The following is a 17637-nucleotide window of genomic DNA, read 5'->3' on the forward strand; positions in this document are numbered from 1 at the left end:
CTGCACCGGCCTTCACGACCGGATTGATTCTGTCGACGGTCCGCCCCTTTTTGCGTACATCGCTCCCTCTTCTCACCCGAACGAGTGAGAAGGGTGGGGTTCTGGAGGAGAGCCCTGCGGGCAGGGGCGCGAACGCCGGAAGGGCGCATCCGGGGGTCCGGATACGCCCTTCCTGGTCCCGCCTCGGGGAGTTACGCCCCGCGGAGCACCGCGCCCGTGCGCTCGGCGGCCAGGGCCACCGCCGCGTCGCGGGCGGCCGAGGCCTCCTCGACGGTCAGCGTGCGGTCGGCGGCGCGGAAGCGCAGCGCGTACGCCAGCGACTTCTTGCCCTCGCCGATCTGCTCACCGGTGTAGACGTCGAACAGCCGGATGGACTCCAGGAGTTCACCGGCGCCGCCGCGCAGGAAGTACTCGACGGCGGCGGAGGGGACCTCCGCGTCGACGACCAGCGCCACGTCCTGGGTGGCCACCGGGAAGGTGGAGATCCGCGGGGCCCGCAGGGCGCCCTCTCCGGCCTTCGCGAGCAGATCCAGGTCGAGCTCCATGGCGCAGGTGCGCTCGGGCAGGCTCAGCGCCTTGACCACGCGCGGGTGCAGCTCGCCCGCGTGGCCGATCACGACGATCTCGCTGTCGATGACGACGGCGAGCTCGGCGCAGCGGCCCGGGTGCCACGGCCCGTACTGGCCCTGCTGGACGATGAGTTCGGCGCCCGCCTCATGGGCCAGGGTCCGGGCGGCCTCGACCGCGTCGGCCCAGTCCGCCGGGCGGCCCTTGCCCCACCAGCCGGCCTGCTCGCGCGCACCGGCGAGGACGGCGGCCGCGTGCCGGGGCTGCGCGGGCAGCACGGCGTCGAGCGCGGCGATCTCCTCGTCGGTGGGGCGGCGGTCGACGGGCAGCTGGACGGCGACGCCCTGGCTCTCGCCCGGCTGGAAGACCAGACCGGTCTCGAAGAGGGCCAGGTCGTGGCTGCCGCGGCCGTCGTTGCGGCGCAGCGCCGTGAGCAGCCCCGGCAGCAGCGTGGTGCGCAGCGCCGGCTCCTCGTCGTTGAGCGGGTTGACCAGCTTCACGACCCGGCGGGCCGGGTCGCCGGCCTCCAGGCCCAGCTGGTCGAAGACCTGCTCGGAGACGAACGGGTAGTTCAGCGCCTCCACATAACCGGCGCCGGCGAGCGCGCGGCCCGCCCGGCGGTGCAGCCGCTGGCGCTCGGTCAGACCGCGGCCGGCGGGCGGCTTCGGCAGGGTGGAGGGCAGGTTCTCGTACCCCTCCAGCCGGATGACCTCCTCGGCGAGGTCGTTCGGCTCGGTGAGGTCGGGGCGCCACGAGGGCACGGTGACGACGAGCTCGTCCTGCCCGTAGACGTCGCAGCCGATCTCCTGGAGGCGGCGCACGACGGTCTCGCGGCCGTAGTCGACGCCCGCCACCTTGTCCGGGTGGTCGGCGGAGACGGAGATGGTGCGCGGCGCGGAGGGCGCGATGACCTCGGTGACGCCGGCCTCGGCGGTGCCGCCCGCGAGCAGCACCAGCAGGTCGACGGTCCGCTGGACGGCCGCGGAGGCGGCCTGCGGGTCGACGCCGCGCTCGAAGCGCTTGGACGCCTCGGAGGTCAGCTTGTGGCGGCGCGCGCTGCGGGCGATGGCGACCGGGTCGAAGTGCGCGGCCTCGATGACCACCTCGGTGGTACCCGTGACCTGTCCGGTCTGCGGGTCGGTGACCGAGTCGGCGATCTCCGTGTTGGCGCCGCCCATCACACCGGCAAGCCCGATCGGGCCGCGGTTGTCGGTGATGACCAGGTCGGCGGCGTCCAGCTTGCGCTTGGCGCCGTCGAGGGTGGTGATCACCTCGCCGGGCTCGGCGCGGCGGACGCCGATGGGGCCGTCGACCAGCGAGCGGTCGTAGGCGTGCAGCGGCTGGCCGAGCTCGATCATCACGTAGTTGGTGACGTCGACGGCGAGCGAGATCGGGCGCATCCCGGCCTTCTGCAGCCGGCGCTGGAGCCAGATCGGCGAGCGGGCCTCGGGGTCGAGGCCTCCGACGGTGCGCGCGGTGAAGCGGTCGCAGCCGATCGGGTCGACGATCTTCACCGGGTAGCCGTACGAGTTGGGCGCGGGCACGTCGAGCAGCGCCGGGTCGCGCAGCGGCAGACCGTACGCGATGGCGGTCTCGCGGGCCACACCGCGCATCGACAGGCAGTCGCCGCGGTTGGCGGTCACCGCGATGTCCAGGACCTCGTCGACGAGCTCCAGGAGCGCGATCGCGTCGGTGCCGGCCTCGTGCTCGTGCGGCAGGACGATGATGCCGCCGCTGCCGTCGTCGCCCATGCCCAGCTCGTCGCCGGAGCAGATCATGCCGTGCGAGGTCTTGCCGTACGTCTGGCGGGCGGCGATGGCGAAGTCGCCGGGCAGCACGGCGCCGGGGAGCACCACGACGACCTTGTCGCCGACCTGGAAGTTCCGGGCGCCGCAGACGATCTCCTGCGGCTCGCCGGTGCCGTTGGCCGTGCCGACGTCGACCGTGCAGAAGCGGATGGGCTTCTTGAAGCCCTCCAGCTCCTCGATGGTCAGCACCTGGCCGACGACCAGGGGGCCCTTGAGGCCGGCGCCGAGCTGCTCGACGGTCTCGACCTCGAGGCCGGCGGAAACGAGCTTGGCCTGGACGTCACGGCCGGTCTCGGTCGCCGGCAGGTCGACGTACTCCCGCAGCCAAGAAAGCGGGACCCGCATCAGATCTCCATCCCGAACGGCCGGGTGAACCGGACGTCACCCTCGACCATGTCTCGCATGTCTTCGACGTTGTGGCGGAACATCAGCAGGCGTTCGATGCCGAAGCCGAAGGCGAATCCGCTGTACTTCTCGGGGTCGACGCCGCAGGCGGTGAGCACCTTCGGGTTGACCATGCCGCAGCCGCCGAGCTCGATCCAGCCCTCGCTGGAGCAGGTGCGGCAGGGGCGGTCGGGGTTGCCGACGGACTCGCCGCGGCACACGTAGCAGACCATGTCCATCTCGGCGGACGGCTCGGTGAACGGGAAGAAGTTCGGCCGCAGCCGGGTCTTCATGTCCTGGCCGAAGAGCGACTGGACCATGTGGTCCAGGGTGCCCTTGAGGTCCGCCATGGTCAGGCCCTCGTCGACGGCGAGCAGCTCGACCTGGTTGAAGACGGGGGTGTGCGTGGCGTCCAGCTCGTCCGTGCGGTAGACCCGGCCGGGGCAGATCACGTACACCGGCGGCTCACGGTCGAGCAGCGAGCGGATCTGCACCGGGGAGGTGTGCGTGCGCAGCACCGTGCCGGAGTTCGCCGTGCCGTCGGCGGCCTGGACGAAGAAGGTGTCCGCCTCGCCGCGGGCCGGGTGGTCCGGGCCGATGTTGAGCGCGTCGAAGTTGAACCACTCGGCCTCGACCTGCGGGCCCTCGGCGACCTCGTAGCCCATGGCCACGAAGATGTCCTCGATGCGCTCGGAGAGCGTGGTGAGCGGGTGGCGGGCGCCGGCCGGTACACGGTCGTACGGCAGCGAGACGTCCACCGCCTCCTCGACCAGGACGCGCGCGTCGCGCTCGGCCTCCAGCTCGCTCTGGCGGGCGGCCAGCGCCTTGTTCACGGCGCCGCGGGCCATGCCCACGAGCTTGCCTGCCGCGGCCTTGGCCTGCGGCGGCAGGGCGCCGATCTCGCGGTTGGCGAGGGACAGGGGCGAGGTGCCACCGGCGTGCGCGGTCTTCGCGTGAGCGAGCGCCTCGAGGTCACCGGCCGCGGCGAAGGCGGCGAGCGCCTCGTCCCGCATGCGCTCGATCTCTTCCGGTTTCAGTGCCTCGACCTCAACAGGGTCGTACGACTTATTGGGTGCCGACATCTCTTCCCGTACTTCCGATTGGCTTGGCTGGGGGTCCCGCCACCGCGACAGCGACTGGGCCGCGCGACAGCACGGACACGAACGCGCCAAAGGTCGAGTCTAACGGGGTGGGTACGTGCGGATGCGCCCGTGGGCGGCCCGGCGGTCGCTACTGGAGGTAGGCCGGGGCGCTGACGGGCAGGATAAATCGGAACTCGGCGCCGCCGCCGGAGCCGCGGCCCACCGCGATCGTCCCGCCGTGCGCCTCCACGATGCCCTTGACGATGTAGAGGCCGAGGCCGGTGCCGCCGCGTTTGCTGCCCCGCCAGAAGCGGGTGAAGACACGGCCCATCGACTCCTCGGGGATGCCGGGGCCTTCGTCGCTCACGGTGACGGCCGTTCCCTTCTCGTCGTGCTCGTCGATACGGACGGGCGCGGGTGCCACCTCGATGGTGACGGTTCCCTCGCCGTGGCGCACCGCGTTTTCCAGCAGGTTGCCCAGGACCTGGTCGATCTTGTCGGGATCCGCCCACAGATCGGGCAGCGGGCGCTGGATGCGGACGAGGAAGCGGTCGGGGACCTGTCCGGAGGCCACATGGGCCTGGATGTGCCGGCCGACGGCGGCCGCTATGTCCACCGGCTGGCGGCGCACCTCCAGGCGGCCCGAGTCGATCCGGGAGATGTCCAGGAGCTCGGCGATCAGCCGGGTGACGCGGTTGGCGTCGGCGTCGACGGTCTCCAGCATCAGCCGCTTCTGGTCGTCCGTGAACCGCTCCCACTTGGCGAGCAGCGTCGCGGTGAACCCCTTGACGGAGGTCAGCGGCGAGCGCAGCTCATGGGCGACGGTGGCGATCAGCTCGGCGTGCGAGCGCTCGGTGCGCCGCCGCGCCTCGGTGGAGCGCAGGCTCACCACGACCCGGCGCACCGGTCCGGTGGGGTGCTCGCGCACGTACCGCGCGGAGACCAGCACCTCGCGCCCGCCGGGCAGCAGCAGATTGCGCTCGGGCTGGCCGACGCGGATGGCGAGTCCGCCGTACGGGTCGGTCAGCTGCCACCAGCGGCGGCCCTTGAGGTCCTCAAGCGGCAGGGCGCGCTCCAGCTCCACGCCGAGCGCGTCGCGCCTGGCGACCGCGGTGATCCGGGCGGCGGCCGCGTTGAAGCAGATGACCCGGCCCTTCTCGTCGGCGACGACGAGACCGTCGGGCAGGTCCTCGGGGTCTATCCCCAGGGCGTCCGGGCCACCGGAAGGGCGCACCAGGGCATTCTCGCCGATGGTCCTCACGCCGACAGCCATCCCCGTATCCCACCTCTCCGAAGCGCACAGTGGGCCCCCGAGCCCGTCACACTACTAGCTGGAGGTGACGGTGCGGACCCCCTCAGCGAGGAGTACGGGTGCGCTGGGCCCGCGCCGAGGCGTACAGGCACACCGCGGCGGCGGTCGCCAGGTTGAGGCTCTCGGCCCTGCCGTGGATCGGGACGCGCACCACGGCGTCCGCCAGCGCCCTGGTCTCCTCCGGCAGGCCCCAGGCCTCGTTGCCGAAGATCCAGGCGGTGGGACCGCCCATGGTGCCCGCGTCGAGCTCGTCGTCGAGGTCGTCCTCGCCCGCTCCGTCGGCGGCGAGGATGCGCACCCCGGCGTCCCGCAGCCCCTGCACGGCCTGCTCCACCGGTACGCCGACGGCGACCGGCAGATGGAAGAGCGAACCGACCGAGGCGCGCACCGACTTGGGGTTGTACAGGTCGACGGAGGCGTCGGTGAGGACGACCGCGTCGGCACCGGCGGCGTCCGCGCAGCGCAGTACGGTGCCGGCGTTGCCGGGGTCGCGGACGTGCGCGAGGACGGCGACGAGCTTGGGCCGCGCCTTGAGGATGTCCTCGAACGGGGAGTCCAGGAAGCGGCAGACACCGACCAGCCCCTGCGGGGTGACGGTCTGGGAGACCTCGGCGAGCACCTCGTCGTCCGCGTAGTGCACCCGGGCCCCGGCGTCGCGGGCGGCGGCCACGATGTCCGCGTACCGCTCCGCCGCCTCGACGGTGGTGAACAGCTCGGTCAGCGTCGCCTCGCCGCCGCTGCGGTGCTCCACGGCCTCCCGGACGGCCTGCGGCCCCTCGGCGATGAACCGGCGCTCCTTGCCACGAAAGTTACGCCGCGCGAGCCGCCTGGCGGCAGCGACGCGGGGGGAGCGCGGGGAGATCAGCTCGGGCATGGGCATGTGCTCGCGGGTCTCTCTCTACGAGGTGGAACGGGAACGTGCGGCCTACGGCCCACGGCGCTACGGACCGGGACCGACCCGCCGGACACGGGGCCCCGGAGCGGGGTCGAGGGGCGCAGGCCCCCGGGAGCAGGGACCCGGGTTGCACCCCCCGAGCGGGGTCGGGGGCCGCAGCCCAGGGAGCGGGGTTGAGGGGCACAGCCCCCGGGAGCAGGAACCCGGGGCGCACCCCCCTGAACCGGGCCGGAAAGCGCGACCCCCGGGAGCGGGGTCGAGGGGCGGAGCCCCCGGTGCGGGGGCCCGGGGGGCGCCGCCCCCGGGAAAGGTCCCGTAACGCACCCGGACCCGCAGGCCATCGGCCTGCGGGTCCGGTCCGGCTCAACAAGCCGTCAGGCGCTTACGCGGCCTTCGGGGCGTTGACGTCGCTCGGGAGGGCCTTCTGGGCCACCTCGACGAGCGCGGCGAACGCGTTGGCGTCGTTGACCGCGAGCTCGGCCAGGATCTTGCGGTCCACCTCGATGTTGGCGGCCTTCAGACCCTGGATGAGGCGGTTGTACGTCATGCCGTTCTGGCGGGCAGCGGCGTTGATGCGCTGGATCCACAGCTGACGGAAGTCGCCCTTGCGCTTCTTGCGGTCGTTGTAGTTGTAGACCAGCGAGTGGGTGACCTGCTCCTTGGCCTTGCGGTACAGGCGCGAACGCTGACCGCGGTAGCCGGAGGCCGCCTCGAGGATCGCCCGGCGCTTCTTGTGGGCGTTGACTGCCCGCTTGACGCGTGCCACTTGTTAACTCCTTGTAGCGGGGCCGTGGTGCGTGATCACACGGCCCGAATTCGAATAGGTCCCGGTCTCGACGTCCCGCCCCCGGTTGAACCGGAGGCGGAGGAACGTCACTTGCCGAGAAGCTTCTTGATCTTCTTGGCGTCGCCCGGGGCCATCTCGGCGTTGCCGGTGAGGCGACGCGTCAGCTTGGACGACTTGTGCTCGAGCAGGTGGCGCTTGCCGGCACGCTCACGGAGCACCTTGCCGGAGCCGGTGATCTTGAAGCGCTTGCTGGCACCGCTGTGCGACTTGTTCTTCGGCATAGCGCCGTTATCTCCTCGTCAGTGGCGCCCCCAGCCGGTCCGGGGACCGGCGCGCGGGAGCGTCATATGTATCGGTTGTCCTGGGCTGGCTGCCCGGGAATCAGGCCTCGGCGGGTTCCTCGGCCGACGCCTCGACGACCGGCTCCTCAACGGAGTCGTCCGCCTCGGCCGGCAGACCCTGGCGCTCCGCCTTGCGGGCGGCCTGCGCCTCGCGGGCTTCGGCCATCGCCTCGGTCTTCTTCTTGTGCGGACCGAGGACCATGATCATGTTTCGGCCGTCCTGCTTCGGGCTGGACTCGACGAAGCCGAGGTCCTCCACGTCCGAAGCGAGGCGCTGGAGCAGTCGGTAGCCGAGCTCCGGCCGGGACTGCTCACGACCACGGAACATGATCGTGATCTTGACCTTGTCGCCCTGCTTGAGGAACCGGACGACGTGACCCTTCTTGGTGTCATAGTCGTGCGGGTCGATCTTCGGCCGGAGCTTCATCTCCTTGATGACCGTGTGCGCCTGGTTCTTGCGCGCCTCACGGGCCTTCATGGCCGACTCGTACTTGAACTTCCCGTAGTCCATGAGCTTGCACACGGGCGGACGGGCGTTCGCCGCGACCTCGACCAGGTCCAGGTCGTACTCCTGTGCGAGCTCCAGGGCCTTGGCAAGCGGAACAATCCCGACCTGCTCGCCGCTGGGACCGACAAGTCGCACTTCGGGAACGCGAATCCGGTCGTTGATGCGGGGCTCGGCGCTGATGGATCCTCCTCGGTAGCACCACACGCCTGTCTGGCAGACAAGCGCGTACTTTCACTCGGGACCAACCATCACGGCACATGAAAAATGCCCCGGACGGGACACAGGCGGGGCTCCATGAACAACCGGAACACCGCCGCGGTCAACCGCGGGGCGCACATCGGACGGCTCCATCGTCCGTACGGAACGATGGCTACCGTCTGACCGGATGACCCGCCGCCCCGGAGGGCAGTCAGGTGGGAGATCGGAGCCTCCACTTGTGGGCCGGGCACATGGGAGTACCTGGCCGGTCGTTACACAAGGTTAGCAGCACACCGGCACGGGGGCCAATCGTGCGCACACCGCCGCAGCGCCTATCGTGTGGGGCATGAGTGAGAACGCCCCCCAGTCCTCCGGGACCACCGACTTCGACACCATGACCCGCGACATCGCGGAGGTCCCGGCCGTCGAGGTGATCGTCACGGTCGCCGTGAACCTGATGAGCGCCGCCGCGGTGAAGCTCGGACTGACGGAGGAGGGCGACGAGCACAAGGACCTGGACGAGGCCCGCAAGCTCGTGCACGCGCTGGCCGGTCTGCTCGACGCCAGCACCACCGAGATCAGCTCGTTCCACGCCGCCCCGCTGCGCGACGGCCTGAAGTCCCTCCAGCTCGCCTTCCGCGAGGCGTCCATCGTCCCGGACGAGCCCGGCCAGGGCCCCGGCGAGAAGTACACGGGCCCGGTATACGGCTAGTCGCCGCTCCCTCCCGTACGAAGTGAGGCGCCCCCGGTTCCCCGGGGGCGCCTCTTTGTGTCCGTCGTCCGCTCAGCGCGTGAACAGGGGGGCGTTGGGCTGCGGTGCCGCGGCCGGGAGCAGGGCGAGGTCGAGGCCCCGGACGAGACGGGCGCGCAGCACCTCGTCGGCGGCGAGCAGCTCGACGACCCGGCGCGCGGCCTCGGCCGGCACCGCTCCGTCGGCCAGCACCAGGACGAGCGTGCCGTCGGCGCTGCCGGGGCCGAGGTGGGCGCGCAGGACGGCGGGCTCGGCGGCGACCGCCGTGCGCACCGCCTCGATGACGGCCGGGTCGTCGAGCGGGTCCGCGCTGGTGCGCCCCTCGGCCAGGGCGAGCAGCGCGCCGCCCTTCAGCTCGTACGCGACGGGCCCCGCCAGATCGAGGACGACCGTGTCGGCGCGCTCGTGCGCGGCGGCCTGGAGCGCCTGGTGCAGCGGTACGGCGACGGGCCGGGCCTCCGGGTCCCACAGCGCGAGCGAGGCGAGCGAGGTGAAGGCGGGCAGCGCCTTGCGGTCGCCCGCGGTGAGCGTGGGCACCGCCATGTCGCTGGTCTTCTCGCGGCGCAGCCCGTTCTCGTCGGTCTCCACCTCGCCGAGCACGGCGACGACGGGGACGAGCAGCCGGGCGCCCTTGAGCGCGGCCAGGACGCGGGACTGGGCCGCGCCGCTCCCCCTGTCCTCGGCCCAGGCGGCGAGCGCCGCCGTGAGTTCGGGGTCGGCGGTGCCGTCGTCGTCGGAGAAACCGGGGTCCGGGATGTTCTTGAGCGCCACGGCACGAGCCTAACCGGGGCCCGCCCCGGCCCCCGCACCAGGGGAATTCCCCGGCGGGCGGCCCGGACCGTAACGTCGTGGGGGTGGATCTGGACGCGAGGGTGGCGACGGTGGCCCAGGGCTCGCTGTCAGTGGGGGTGTACGACCTGGCGGGCGGCGGGGAGCACGGGCCTCTGTGGCGACTTCTACTCGTCGTCGTTGTCCGACGGCACCTCGGTCGGCTCGGCGCTCGCCTCTTCCGTCTGCAGCAGACGGGACAGCTGACGGCCGACGATCCGCTTGAACTTCCGCTGCTGCGGCCGCGTCCGGTCGAGCACCGCGACCTCCAGACGCTCCGCGGGGATCTCCCGCTCGGCGCCGTTCGTCTGGTTCGACAGGGCCTGCACGGCCAGCTTCAGCGCCTCCGCCAGCGACATACCGTCCTGGTGGCGCTGGTCCAGGAAGGTACTGATCTGCTCCGCGTTGCCGCCGACCGCGACCGAGCCGTGCTCGTCCACGATCGAGCCGTCGTGCGGCAGCCGGTAGATCTGGTCCTCCTCCGGCGTCGCCCCGACCTCGGCGACCACCAGCTCCACCTCGTACGGCTTCTCGCCGACGCTGGAGAAGATGGTGCCCAGTGTCTGCGCGTACACGTTCGCCAGACCACGGGCCGTCACATCGTCGCGGTCGTAGGTGTACCCGCGCAGATCCGCGTAGCGCACACCGCCGATGCGGAGGTTCTCGTACTCGTTGTACTTGCCGGCGGCCGCGAAGCCGATCCGGTCGTAGATCTCGCTGAACTTGTGCAGCGCGCGGGACGGGTTCTCGCCGACGAACACGATGCCGTCGGCGTACTGCAGCACGACCAGGCTGCGGCCGCGCGCGATGCCCTTGCGGGCGTACTCGGCACGGTCGGCCATGGCCTGCTGGGGTGAGACATAGAACGGCGTCGACACCGGCTATCCGTCCCTTTCTGTCAGTGGCGGGGTCATCTCTGCGGCCTCAGAGCAGCGCGGCGCGCGGGCCGTCGGGCTGCTCCAGACGCCGCTCCAGGATCGAGCGGGCGATCTCGGAGGACTCCGCGTCGGTCAGCCTCCGGAAGCCCTCGTCGCTGATGACGGTGACGATGGGATAGATCCGGCGGGCGACGTCGGGACCGCCGGTCGCCGAGTCGTCGTCCGCCGCGTCGTAGAGCGCCTGGACGACCAGGGTCGTCGTCTGCGCCTCGGTGAGGTCGTCGCGGTAGAGCTTCTTCATCGAGCCCCGGGCGAAGATCGAGCCGGAGCCGGTGGCCGCGAAGCCGTGCTCCTCGGAACGGCCGCCGGTGACGTCGTAGGAGAAGATGCGGCCCCTGTCGCGGTCCACGTCGTACCCCGCGAAGAGCGGGACCACGGCCAGGCCCTGCATGGCCATGCCGAGGTTGCCGCGGATCATCGTGGAGAGCCGGTTGGCCTTGCCCTCCAGGGAGAGGGTGGCGCCCTCGACCTTCTCGAAGTGCTCCAGCTCCAGCTGGAAGAGCTTGACCATCTCCACGGCGAGACCGGCGGTGCCGGCGATGCCCACCGCCGAGTACTCGTCGGCGGGGAAGACCTTCTCGATGTCGCGCTGGGCGATCATGTTGCCCATCGTCGCCCGCCGGTCACCGGCGAGCACCACGCCGCCGGGGAACGTGGCGGCGACGATGGTGGTGCCGTGCGGCGCCTCCACATGCCCCTGCACGGGCGGCAGTACGCGCTTGCCGGGCAGCATCTCCGGCGAGTGGTCGGACAGGAAGTCCATGAACGAGGACGAGCCCGGCGTCAGGAAGGCAGCTGGTAGACGCCCTGTGCCACGAGTGTTGGCTTCCACGAGGTTCCCTCCAGGTAGGCGGCAGCCCGACGAACTGTGTCGGGATCGTCTCCCAACTTGCCGATGGCCGAATTGCAGTTGAAGCACCGTACGCCACGGACCTTACCCATCTCCCGCGGCGGTGATCCACATGAACGGCGAGGGCGGAAGGGCGGGTTGGGCACACCGGGTGCCGCCCCGCCGGAGGGAGCCGTCGCTCCCTCACCCACACCCTTCGCCGTTCACATCCGTGGACTACTGTCCACCCTTCTGAACGAAGGAGCGGACGAAGTCCTCCGCGTTCTCCTCCAGCACATCGTCGATCTCGTCCAGCACCGAGTCGACGTCGTCGGACAGCTTCTCGTGGCGCTCCTTGAGGTCCTCGGAAGCCTGCGCGTCCTGGGTCTGCTCCTCGACCTCCTCGGTGGAACGCGTGGCCTTCTGCTGTCCGCCGCCGGTGTCCTTGGTCGCCATCTACCTCACCCCGCTCGGTTCGATGTCCTTGATCAGACCCTACAAGCAGGGCCTGACATCGGCCCCGCACTTGGTGGAACGTGCGGGGCCTACCTCTGTGTTTCCCACGCCGTCGACTTTTCAGCCCCGGGTCAGCCGCCCGAGAGCACCCGGACCAGATCCTCGGCCGTCCGGCAGCGGTCGAGCAGCTCCTTCACGTGATTACGCGTTCCGCGAAGCGGTTCCAGGGTTGGTACGCGCTGGAGCGAGTCCCGGCCCGGCAGGTCGAAGATCACCGAGTCCCAGGAGGCCGCGGCGACGTCGTCCGCGTACTGCTCCAGGCAGCGGCCGCGGAAGTACGCCCTGGTGTCCTCCGGGGGCTTCGCCCGGGCCCGGGAGACCGCGGGCTCGTCGAGGAGGCGCTTCATCTTCCCGCGGGCCGCCAGCCGGTTGTAGAGGCCCCTCTCGGCCCGTACGTCGGCGTACTGGAGGTCGACGAGGTGAAGCCTGGCCGCGTCCCAGCCGAGGCCGTCGCGCCGCCGGTAGCCCTCCATGAGCTCCCGCTTGGCGATCCAGTCGAGCTCGCCGGACAGGCTCATCGGGTCGTTCTCCAGCCGGTTGAGCACGTCCTCCCAGCGGCCGAGGACGTCCTTGGTCTGGTCGTCGGCGTCGACGCCGAACCGCTCCTCCACGTACTTGCGCGCCAGCTCGAAGTACTCCATCTGGAGTTGTACGGCGGTCAGGGTGCGGCCGCTGCGCAGGGTGACGAGATGGCGCAGATCGGGGTCGTGGGAGACCTGGTGGAGGGTGCGGACCGGCTGGTCGACGGCGAGGTCGACGTTGATGAAACCGTCCTCGATCATGGAGAGGACGAGCGCCGTCGTACCGAGCTTGAGGTAGGTGGAGATCTCGGAGAGGTTGGCGTCGCCGATGATGACGTGCAGCCGGCGGTATTTCTCCGCGTCCGCGTGCGGCTCGTCGCGGGTGTTGATGATGGGGCGCTTGAGGGTGGTCTCCAGACCCACCTCGACCTCGAAGTAGTCGGCGCGCTGACTGATCTGGAAGCCGTGCTCGTGCCCGTCCTGGCCGATGCCGACGCGGCCGGCGCCGGTGATGACCTGGCGGGAGACGAAGAACGGGGTGAGGTGGCGCACGATGTCCGAGAACGGGGTCTCCCGCTTCATCAGGTAGTTCTCGTGCGTGCCGTAGGACGCGCCCTTGTTGTCCGTGTTGTTCTTGTAGAGGTGGATCGGCTGGGCGCCGGGGAGCTGCGCCGCGCGTTCGGCCGCCTCGGCCATGATGCGCTCGCCGGCCTTGTCCCACAGCACCGCGTCGCGCGGGTTGGTGACCTCGGGCGAGCTGTACTCGGGGTGTGCGTGGTCGACGTAGAGCCGTGCCCCGTTGGTGAGGATGACGTTGGCGAGGCCGATGTCCTCGTCGGTGAGCTGGCTGGAGTCGGCGGCCTCGCGGGCGAGGTCGAAGCCGCGGGCGTCCCGCAGCGGGTTCTCCTCCTCGAAGTCCCAGCGGGCGCGGCGCGCCCGGTGCATCGCCGCCGCGTAGGCGTTGACGATCTGGGACGAGGTGAGCATGGCATTGGCATTGGGGTGGCCGGGGACGGAGATGCCGTACTCCGTCTCGATGCCCATTACTCGCCGTACGGTCATGCGGCCCTCCTTGCCCGGCGGCGCTCCCCTCCGGGAGCGGCGCTCAAGTACCGCTGATTCTCCGGTGCGTGTGCGGTGCCCGTCCCCGCACTGCGCGACGCGGCGGTACGGAAGAGCCTAGAACGCCTTTGCGCTGGTGGGGAGATCAATTCCGTCATTGCTCTTGGTCGGTCTCTGGCCTGTTTTTGGCCGGAAAAGCAGTCGGCTGCGGATGCCCGGTCGGGCACCCGCAGCCGCCCCGTGTTCTACAGGTACTGACCGGTGTTGGCCACCGTGTCGATGGAGCGCCCGGTGTCCGCGCCCTGCTTTCCGGTGACGAGGGTACGGATGAACACGATCCGCTCGCCCTTCTTTCCGGAGATACGGGCCCAGTCGTCGGGGTTGGTGGTGTTGGGCAGGTCCTCGTTCTCCTTGAACTCGTCCACGCAGGCCTGGAGGAGGTGGGAGACCCGGATGCCCTTCTGGTTGTGGTCGAGGAAGGCCTTGATGGCCATCTTCTTGGCCCGGTCCACGATGTTCTGGATCATGGCGCCGGAGTTGAAGTCCTTGAAGTAGAGGACTTCCTTGTCGCCGTTGGCGTACGTGACTTCCAGGAAGCGGTTCTCCTCGGATTCCGCGTACATCTGCTCGACGACGGACTGGATCATCGCGTGTGCCGCGGCGTCCTTGGAACCGCTGTGTTCGGACAGGTCGTCCGAGTGCAGCGGCAGGGTGGCCGTGAGGTACTTGGCGAAGATGTCCTTGGCCGCCTCGGCGTCCGGCCGCTCGATCTTGATCTTCACGTCCAGGCGCCCGGGGCGCAGGATGGCCGGGTCGATCATGTCCTCGCGGTTGGAGGCGCCGATGACGATGACGTTCTCCAGGCCCTCCACACCGTCGATCTCGGCGAGCAGCTGCGGGACGATGGTGTTCTCCACGTCCGAGCTGACGCCGGATCCGCGGGTGCGGAAGAGGGACTCCATCTCGTCGAAGAAGACGATGACGGGGGTGCCCTCGCTGGCCTTCTCCCGGGCTCGCTGGAAGACCAGGCGAATGTGACGCTCGGTCTCACCGACGTACTTGTTGAGGAGTTCGGGGCCCTTGATGTTGAGGAAGTAGCTCTTCCCCGCGGGCTGGCCGGTGACCTCGGCGACCTTCTTGGCGAGCGAGTTGGCGACGGCCTTGGCGATGAGCGTCTTGCCGCAGCCGGGCGGCCCGTAGAGCAGGATGCCCTTGGGCGGCCGCAGTTCGTGCTCCTTGAAGAGGTCCGGGTAGAGGTACGGGAGCTCGACCGCGTCGCGGATCATCTCGATCTGGCCGCCGAGTCCGCCGATCTTGTCGTAGTCGACGTCCGGGACCTCTTCGAGGACGAGTTCCTCGACCTCGCTCTTGGGGACCACCTCGTACACATAGCCGGAGCGGGGTTCGAGCAGGAGGGCGTCGCCGGGGCGGATGGTGATGTCCAGGAGCGGCTCGGCGAGCCTCACCACCCTTTCCTCGTCGGTGTGCCCGACCACCAGGGCGCGCTCGCCGTCCTCCAGGATCTCCTTGAGGGTGACGATGTCCCCGGCGCGCTCGAACTCCATGGCCTCGACCACGTTGAGCGCTTCGTTGAGCATGACTTCCTGGCCGCGCCGGAGCTCGTCGAGCTCGACGCTGGGGCTGACGTTCACCCGGAGCTTGCGGCCCCCGGTGAAGATGTCGGCGGTGCCGTCCTCGTTGGACTGCAGGAAGACACCGAAGCCGGCCGGCGGCTGTGCGAGCCGGTCGACCTCCTCCTTGAGGGCCACGATCTGGTCCCGGGCCTCGCGGAGCGTATTGGCGAGCCGCTCGTTCTGCGCGGACACACCCGCCAGGTTGGTCTGCAGCTCGACGATCCGCTCTTCGAGAATCCTCGTATGACGCGGAGAGTCGGCGAGCTTACGTCGCAGGACGGCGATTTCCTGCTCTAGATAGGCAACCTGGCCGGCTGGGTCCTCAGACCCCCGCCCCGGCCGGATGCCGCGGTTGATGTCGTCGTCGTGGGCTGCCACGGTCCTCACCTCCTCCAAGGGGAGCTGGACGCTTCCTGACCCTACCTGGGCGGGTGGTGATTGAAACCCCTAGATCACAAAGACCTCGGGGTGTGTCCGATCTTCACCCTTGCGCTCTCCCTCACGCCAGGGGAATACCCACCCATCAACATCGGAAAGCGGGCGGTTGTATCGTCGAGTCGGTCAACACCCGTCAGGACTGGTACCGATTGCTCGGCCGTCCCGTGAGGTGGGGCACACCGTACGAACACAGCACCGCGCACGAACGGCAGGCGACATGAACGACGCTCTTGAAGTCTGGATCGACCAGGAGCTCTGCACCGGCGACGGCATCTGTGTCCAGTACGCGCCCGAGGTCTTCGAGCTGGACATCGACGGTCTGGCCTATGTGAAGAGCGCCGACGACGAGCTGCTGCAGACGCCGGGCGCCGCGACACCGGTCCTGCTGCCCCTGCTCCAGGACGTCGTCGACTCGGTGAAGGACTGCCCGGGCGACTGCATTCATGTACGACGGGTTTCGGACAGCGTCGAGGTCTACGGGCCGGACGCCGACTGAGACGGTAAGTGACGGAGTCCGTACGCTGGGTGACGGATCAGATGCTCGGCGCCGGGGACTGGGTGCTCCGGACGAACTTCCCGCCCTGCCAGCGCCACTTGGCCTTCTGCTCCTGGTCGGGGCAGCAGCGCGGCACGCTCGCCGACGAGTAGCCGAGCAGGGTCGCGGTGACCGCCCCGTCCTGGACCGCGAGGCCGAGGACACTCAGCTTCTCGCGGGGGTCGGCCAGCGTCGCCACCAGACGGGGCGGGGCGCCCTTCACGGCCGGCCGGGTCAGCACGTAGATCCCGCTCGGCGGGGTGCCCGAGCCCGCCCGGCAGTGGACGACGGCCACGGTCTCGGGACTGCCGTCGCCGTCGAGGTCCCCGGTGGCCCGGGACGCCACCCGGGTGCCCACCGAGCCGCACTGGAGCGGGTAGACGACGGCCGCCGTGTCGGGGGCCGGAGCCGCCGCCACACGGGCTCCGGGGGCCCCTTGGGAGGCCTTGGCGGCCTCGGGCTGCAGCCAGCCGGCCAGCGCCACGACACCGGCCATCGCGGCGGCCGTGGCCAGCCAGTGCACCGGGCGGGCGTGGGTGTGCGCGAGCTCGGGGACGGCGGCGTTCTGCACGCGGTGGGTCTCCTGTGAGGGGCGGTGCGGTTGGTGGGAGTGGCCAGCATCGTGCCACACGTCACAGTCGGGCGGAACAGCGGGGTCCGGACGTTCTGCGCCGCCTCGCGCGCCGCTGTGTCCGTACCTCCGTCCGTACCTCCCCTGCCTCCAACGGAAAAGCGCCGCCGCCGAGTTCCCCGGAGTGTCCGGGAACTCGGCGGCGGCGCCGGTGCGTTGTGCTGACGGGCTCGTCAGTCCTTGTTGGGGCCCTCGTAGTCGTCTCCGTACGCGCCCTTGGCGGGGCGGCGGCGGCGCAGCGGGGGCTCGACGCCGTCCGCGAGACGGCGGGCGGTGACGAGGAAGCCGGTGTGGCCGATCATCCGGTGGTCGGGGCGGACCGCGAGGCCCTCCACGTGCCAGTTGCGGATCATCGACTCCCACGGCTGCGGCTCGGCGAAGCAGCCGATCTCGCGGATGGCCTCGACGGTGCGCGAGAGCTGGGTGGTGGTGGCCACGTAGCAGCAGAGGATGCCGCCGGGCACCAGCGCCTTGGAGACGGCGTCCAGGCACTCCCAGGGGGCGAGCATGTCCAGGATGACGCGGTCGACATCGGTGTCCGACAGGTTGTCCTGGAGGTCGCCGACGGTGAGCTGCCAGGCGGGGTGCGGCTCGCCGAAGTAGCGCTCCACGTTCTGCTGGGCGATCTCGGCGAAGTCCGCGCGGCGCTCGTAGGAGTGGAGCATGCCGTGGTCGCCGATGGCGCGCAGCAGGAAGGCGCTGAGCGAGCCGGAGCCCACACCCGCCTCGACGACGCGCGCGCCGGCGAAGATGTCGGCGAAGGCCAGGATCTGCCCCGCGTCCTTGGGGTAGACCACGGCGGCGCCGCGGGGCATGGACAGGACGTAGTCGGGGAGCAGCGGGCGCAGCGCGAGGTACGCGACGTTCCCGGTGGTACGGACAACACTGCCCTCGGGAGCGCCGATCAGCTCGTCGTGCGGGAAGGAACCCTTGTGGGTGTGAAAGTTCTTCCCGGCTTCGAGCGTGAACGTGTAGTGGCGTCCCTTGGGGTCGGTGAGCTGGACCTGGTCCCCGACCTTGAAGGGCCCGCGACGGCGGGCGGCACCGGTCGGTTCGGACATACGAACAGGGT

At 70.4% G+C, this 17637-nt stretch carries 17 protein-coding genes and 1 pseudogene; 2 read left to right on the plus strand and 16 right to left on the minus strand.

Annotated features, from left to right (window positions below; translation table 11 throughout):
* Positions 1-191 precede the first annotated feature (191 nt).
* The 7 genes from pheT to infC all read right to left on the minus strand — a co-directional run bounded on the left by pheT (position 192) and on the right by infC (position 7888).
* Positions 192-2720, minus strand: a complete 2529-nt coding sequence (gene pheT, locus A8W25_RS04420; protein WP_067156000.1) for a phenylalanine--tRNA ligase subunit beta — start codon at positions 2718-2720, stop codon at positions 192-194.
* Entirely contained in the window at positions 2720-3841 is a 1122-nt protein-coding gene (gene pheS, locus A8W25_RS04425; protein ID WP_079125796.1) for a phenylalanine--tRNA ligase subunit alpha, read from the minus strand. The genes pheT and pheS overlap by 1 nt, the downstream gene beginning before the upstream one ends.
* 148 nt (positions 3842-3989) lie before the next feature.
* Complete coding sequence (locus tag A8W25_RS04430; protein WP_067156006.1) at positions 3990-5114, minus strand: sensor histidine kinase; 1125 nt, start codon at positions 5112-5114, stop codon at positions 3990-3992.
* 82 nt (positions 5115-5196) lie between these two features.
* Positions 5197-6033 carry a TrmH family RNA methyltransferase gene (locus tag A8W25_RS04435; RefSeq protein WP_067156008.1) on the minus strand — a complete coding sequence of 279 codons (837 nt, stop codon included), beginning with the start codon at positions 6031-6033 and terminating at the stop codon, positions 5197-5199.
* 397 nt (positions 6034-6430) lie between these two features.
* Positions 6431-6814, minus strand: a complete 384-nt coding sequence (gene rplT, locus A8W25_RS04440; protein WP_003970214.1) for a 50S ribosomal protein L20 — start codon at positions 6812-6814, stop codon at positions 6431-6433.
* Positions 6815-6921: 107 nt separating this feature from the next.
* Complete coding sequence (rpmI, locus tag A8W25_RS04445; RefSeq protein WP_030754426.1) at positions 6922-7116, minus strand: 50S ribosomal protein L35; 195 nt, start codon at positions 7114-7116, stop codon at positions 6922-6924.
* A gap of 100 nt (positions 7117-7216) precedes the next feature.
* Entirely contained in the window at positions 7217-7888 is a 672-nt protein-coding gene (gene infC / locus A8W25_RS04450; protein ID WP_079125797.1) for a translation initiation factor IF-3, read from the minus strand.
* 340 nt (positions 7889-8228) lie between these two features.
* Between infC and A8W25_RS04455 the strand changes: the two genes are divergently transcribed.
* Entirely contained in the window at positions 8229-8594 is a 366-nt protein-coding gene (locus tag A8W25_RS04455) for a DUF1844 domain-containing protein (RefSeq protein WP_067156013.1), read from the plus strand.
* Positions 8595-8666: 72 nt separating this feature from the next.
* Here A8W25_RS04455 and A8W25_RS04460 read toward each other — a convergent pair whose 3' ends face one another.
* The 7 genes and pseudogenes from A8W25_RS04460 to arc form a co-directional block, all read right to left on the minus strand.
* The gene (locus A8W25_RS04460) at positions 8667-9404 is read right to left on the minus strand and encodes an SseB family protein (protein ID WP_067156016.1); all 738 of its coding nucleotides are present in this window, start codon (positions 9402-9404) and stop codon (positions 8667-8669) included.
* A 185-nt stretch (positions 9405-9589) separates the two neighbouring features.
* Positions 9590-10339: a proteasome subunit alpha gene (gene prcA / locus A8W25_RS04465; protein ID WP_067156020.1), complete on the minus strand. Its 750-nt coding sequence runs from the start codon at positions 10337-10339 to the stop codon at positions 9590-9592.
* Between the two features lie 46 nt (positions 10340-10385).
* On the minus strand, positions 10386-11231 hold the full coding sequence (gene prcB, locus A8W25_RS04470) for a proteasome subunit beta (protein ID WP_067156023.1): 846 nt from the start codon (positions 11229-11231) through the stop codon (positions 10386-10388).
* Positions 11183-11376, minus strand: a pseudogene (locus A8W25_RS31935) (endonuclease domain-containing protein); the annotation flags it as partial. The gene prcB and the pseudogene A8W25_RS31935, both read right to left, overlap by 49 nt.
* An 89-nt stretch (positions 11377-11465) precedes the next feature.
* Positions 11466-11684, minus strand: a complete 219-nt coding sequence (locus A8W25_RS04475; RefSeq protein ID WP_067134420.1) for a ubiquitin-like protein Pup — start codon at positions 11682-11684, stop codon at positions 11466-11468.
* Positions 11685-11815: 131 nt separating this feature from the next.
* Positions 11816-13327: a depupylase/deamidase Dop gene (dop, locus tag A8W25_RS04480; protein ID WP_420708399.1), complete on the minus strand. Its 1512-nt coding sequence runs from the start codon at positions 13325-13327 to the stop codon at positions 11816-11818.
* A gap of 245 nt (positions 13328-13572) precedes the next feature.
* Positions 13573-15339, minus strand: a complete 1767-nt coding sequence (arc, locus tag A8W25_RS04485) for a proteasome ATPase (protein WP_067156029.1) — start codon at positions 15337-15339, stop codon at positions 13573-13575.
* Between the two features lie 277 nt (positions 15340-15616).
* On the opposite strand from arc, the gene A8W25_RS04490 reads away from it, so the two are divergent.
* The gene (locus A8W25_RS04490) at positions 15617-15895 is read left to right on the plus strand and encodes a ferredoxin (protein WP_067156033.1); all 279 of its coding nucleotides are present in this window, start codon (positions 15617-15619) and stop codon (positions 15893-15895) included.
* Positions 15896-15932: 37 nt separating this feature from the next.
* Here the strand turns inward: A8W25_RS04490 and A8W25_RS04495 are convergent, their stop codons facing one another.
* Positions 15933-16505: a hypothetical protein gene (locus tag A8W25_RS04495; protein WP_067156036.1), complete on the minus strand. Its 573-nt coding sequence runs from the start codon at positions 16503-16505 to the stop codon at positions 15933-15935.
* 233 nt (positions 16506-16738) lie between these two features.
* Positions 16739-17626 (minus strand): tRNA (adenine-N1)-methyltransferase, encoded by an 888-nt coding sequence (locus A8W25_RS04500; RefSeq protein ID WP_067156039.1) that lies wholly within the window; start codon positions 17624-17626, stop codon positions 16739-16741.
* Positions 17627-17637: the final 11 nt, after the last annotated feature.

Origin of the sequence: Streptomyces sp. ERV7 (assembly GCF_001653515.1) — a bacterium.
Classification (GTDB): domain Bacteria; phylum Actinomycetota; class Actinomycetes; order Streptomycetales; family Streptomycetaceae; genus Streptomyces.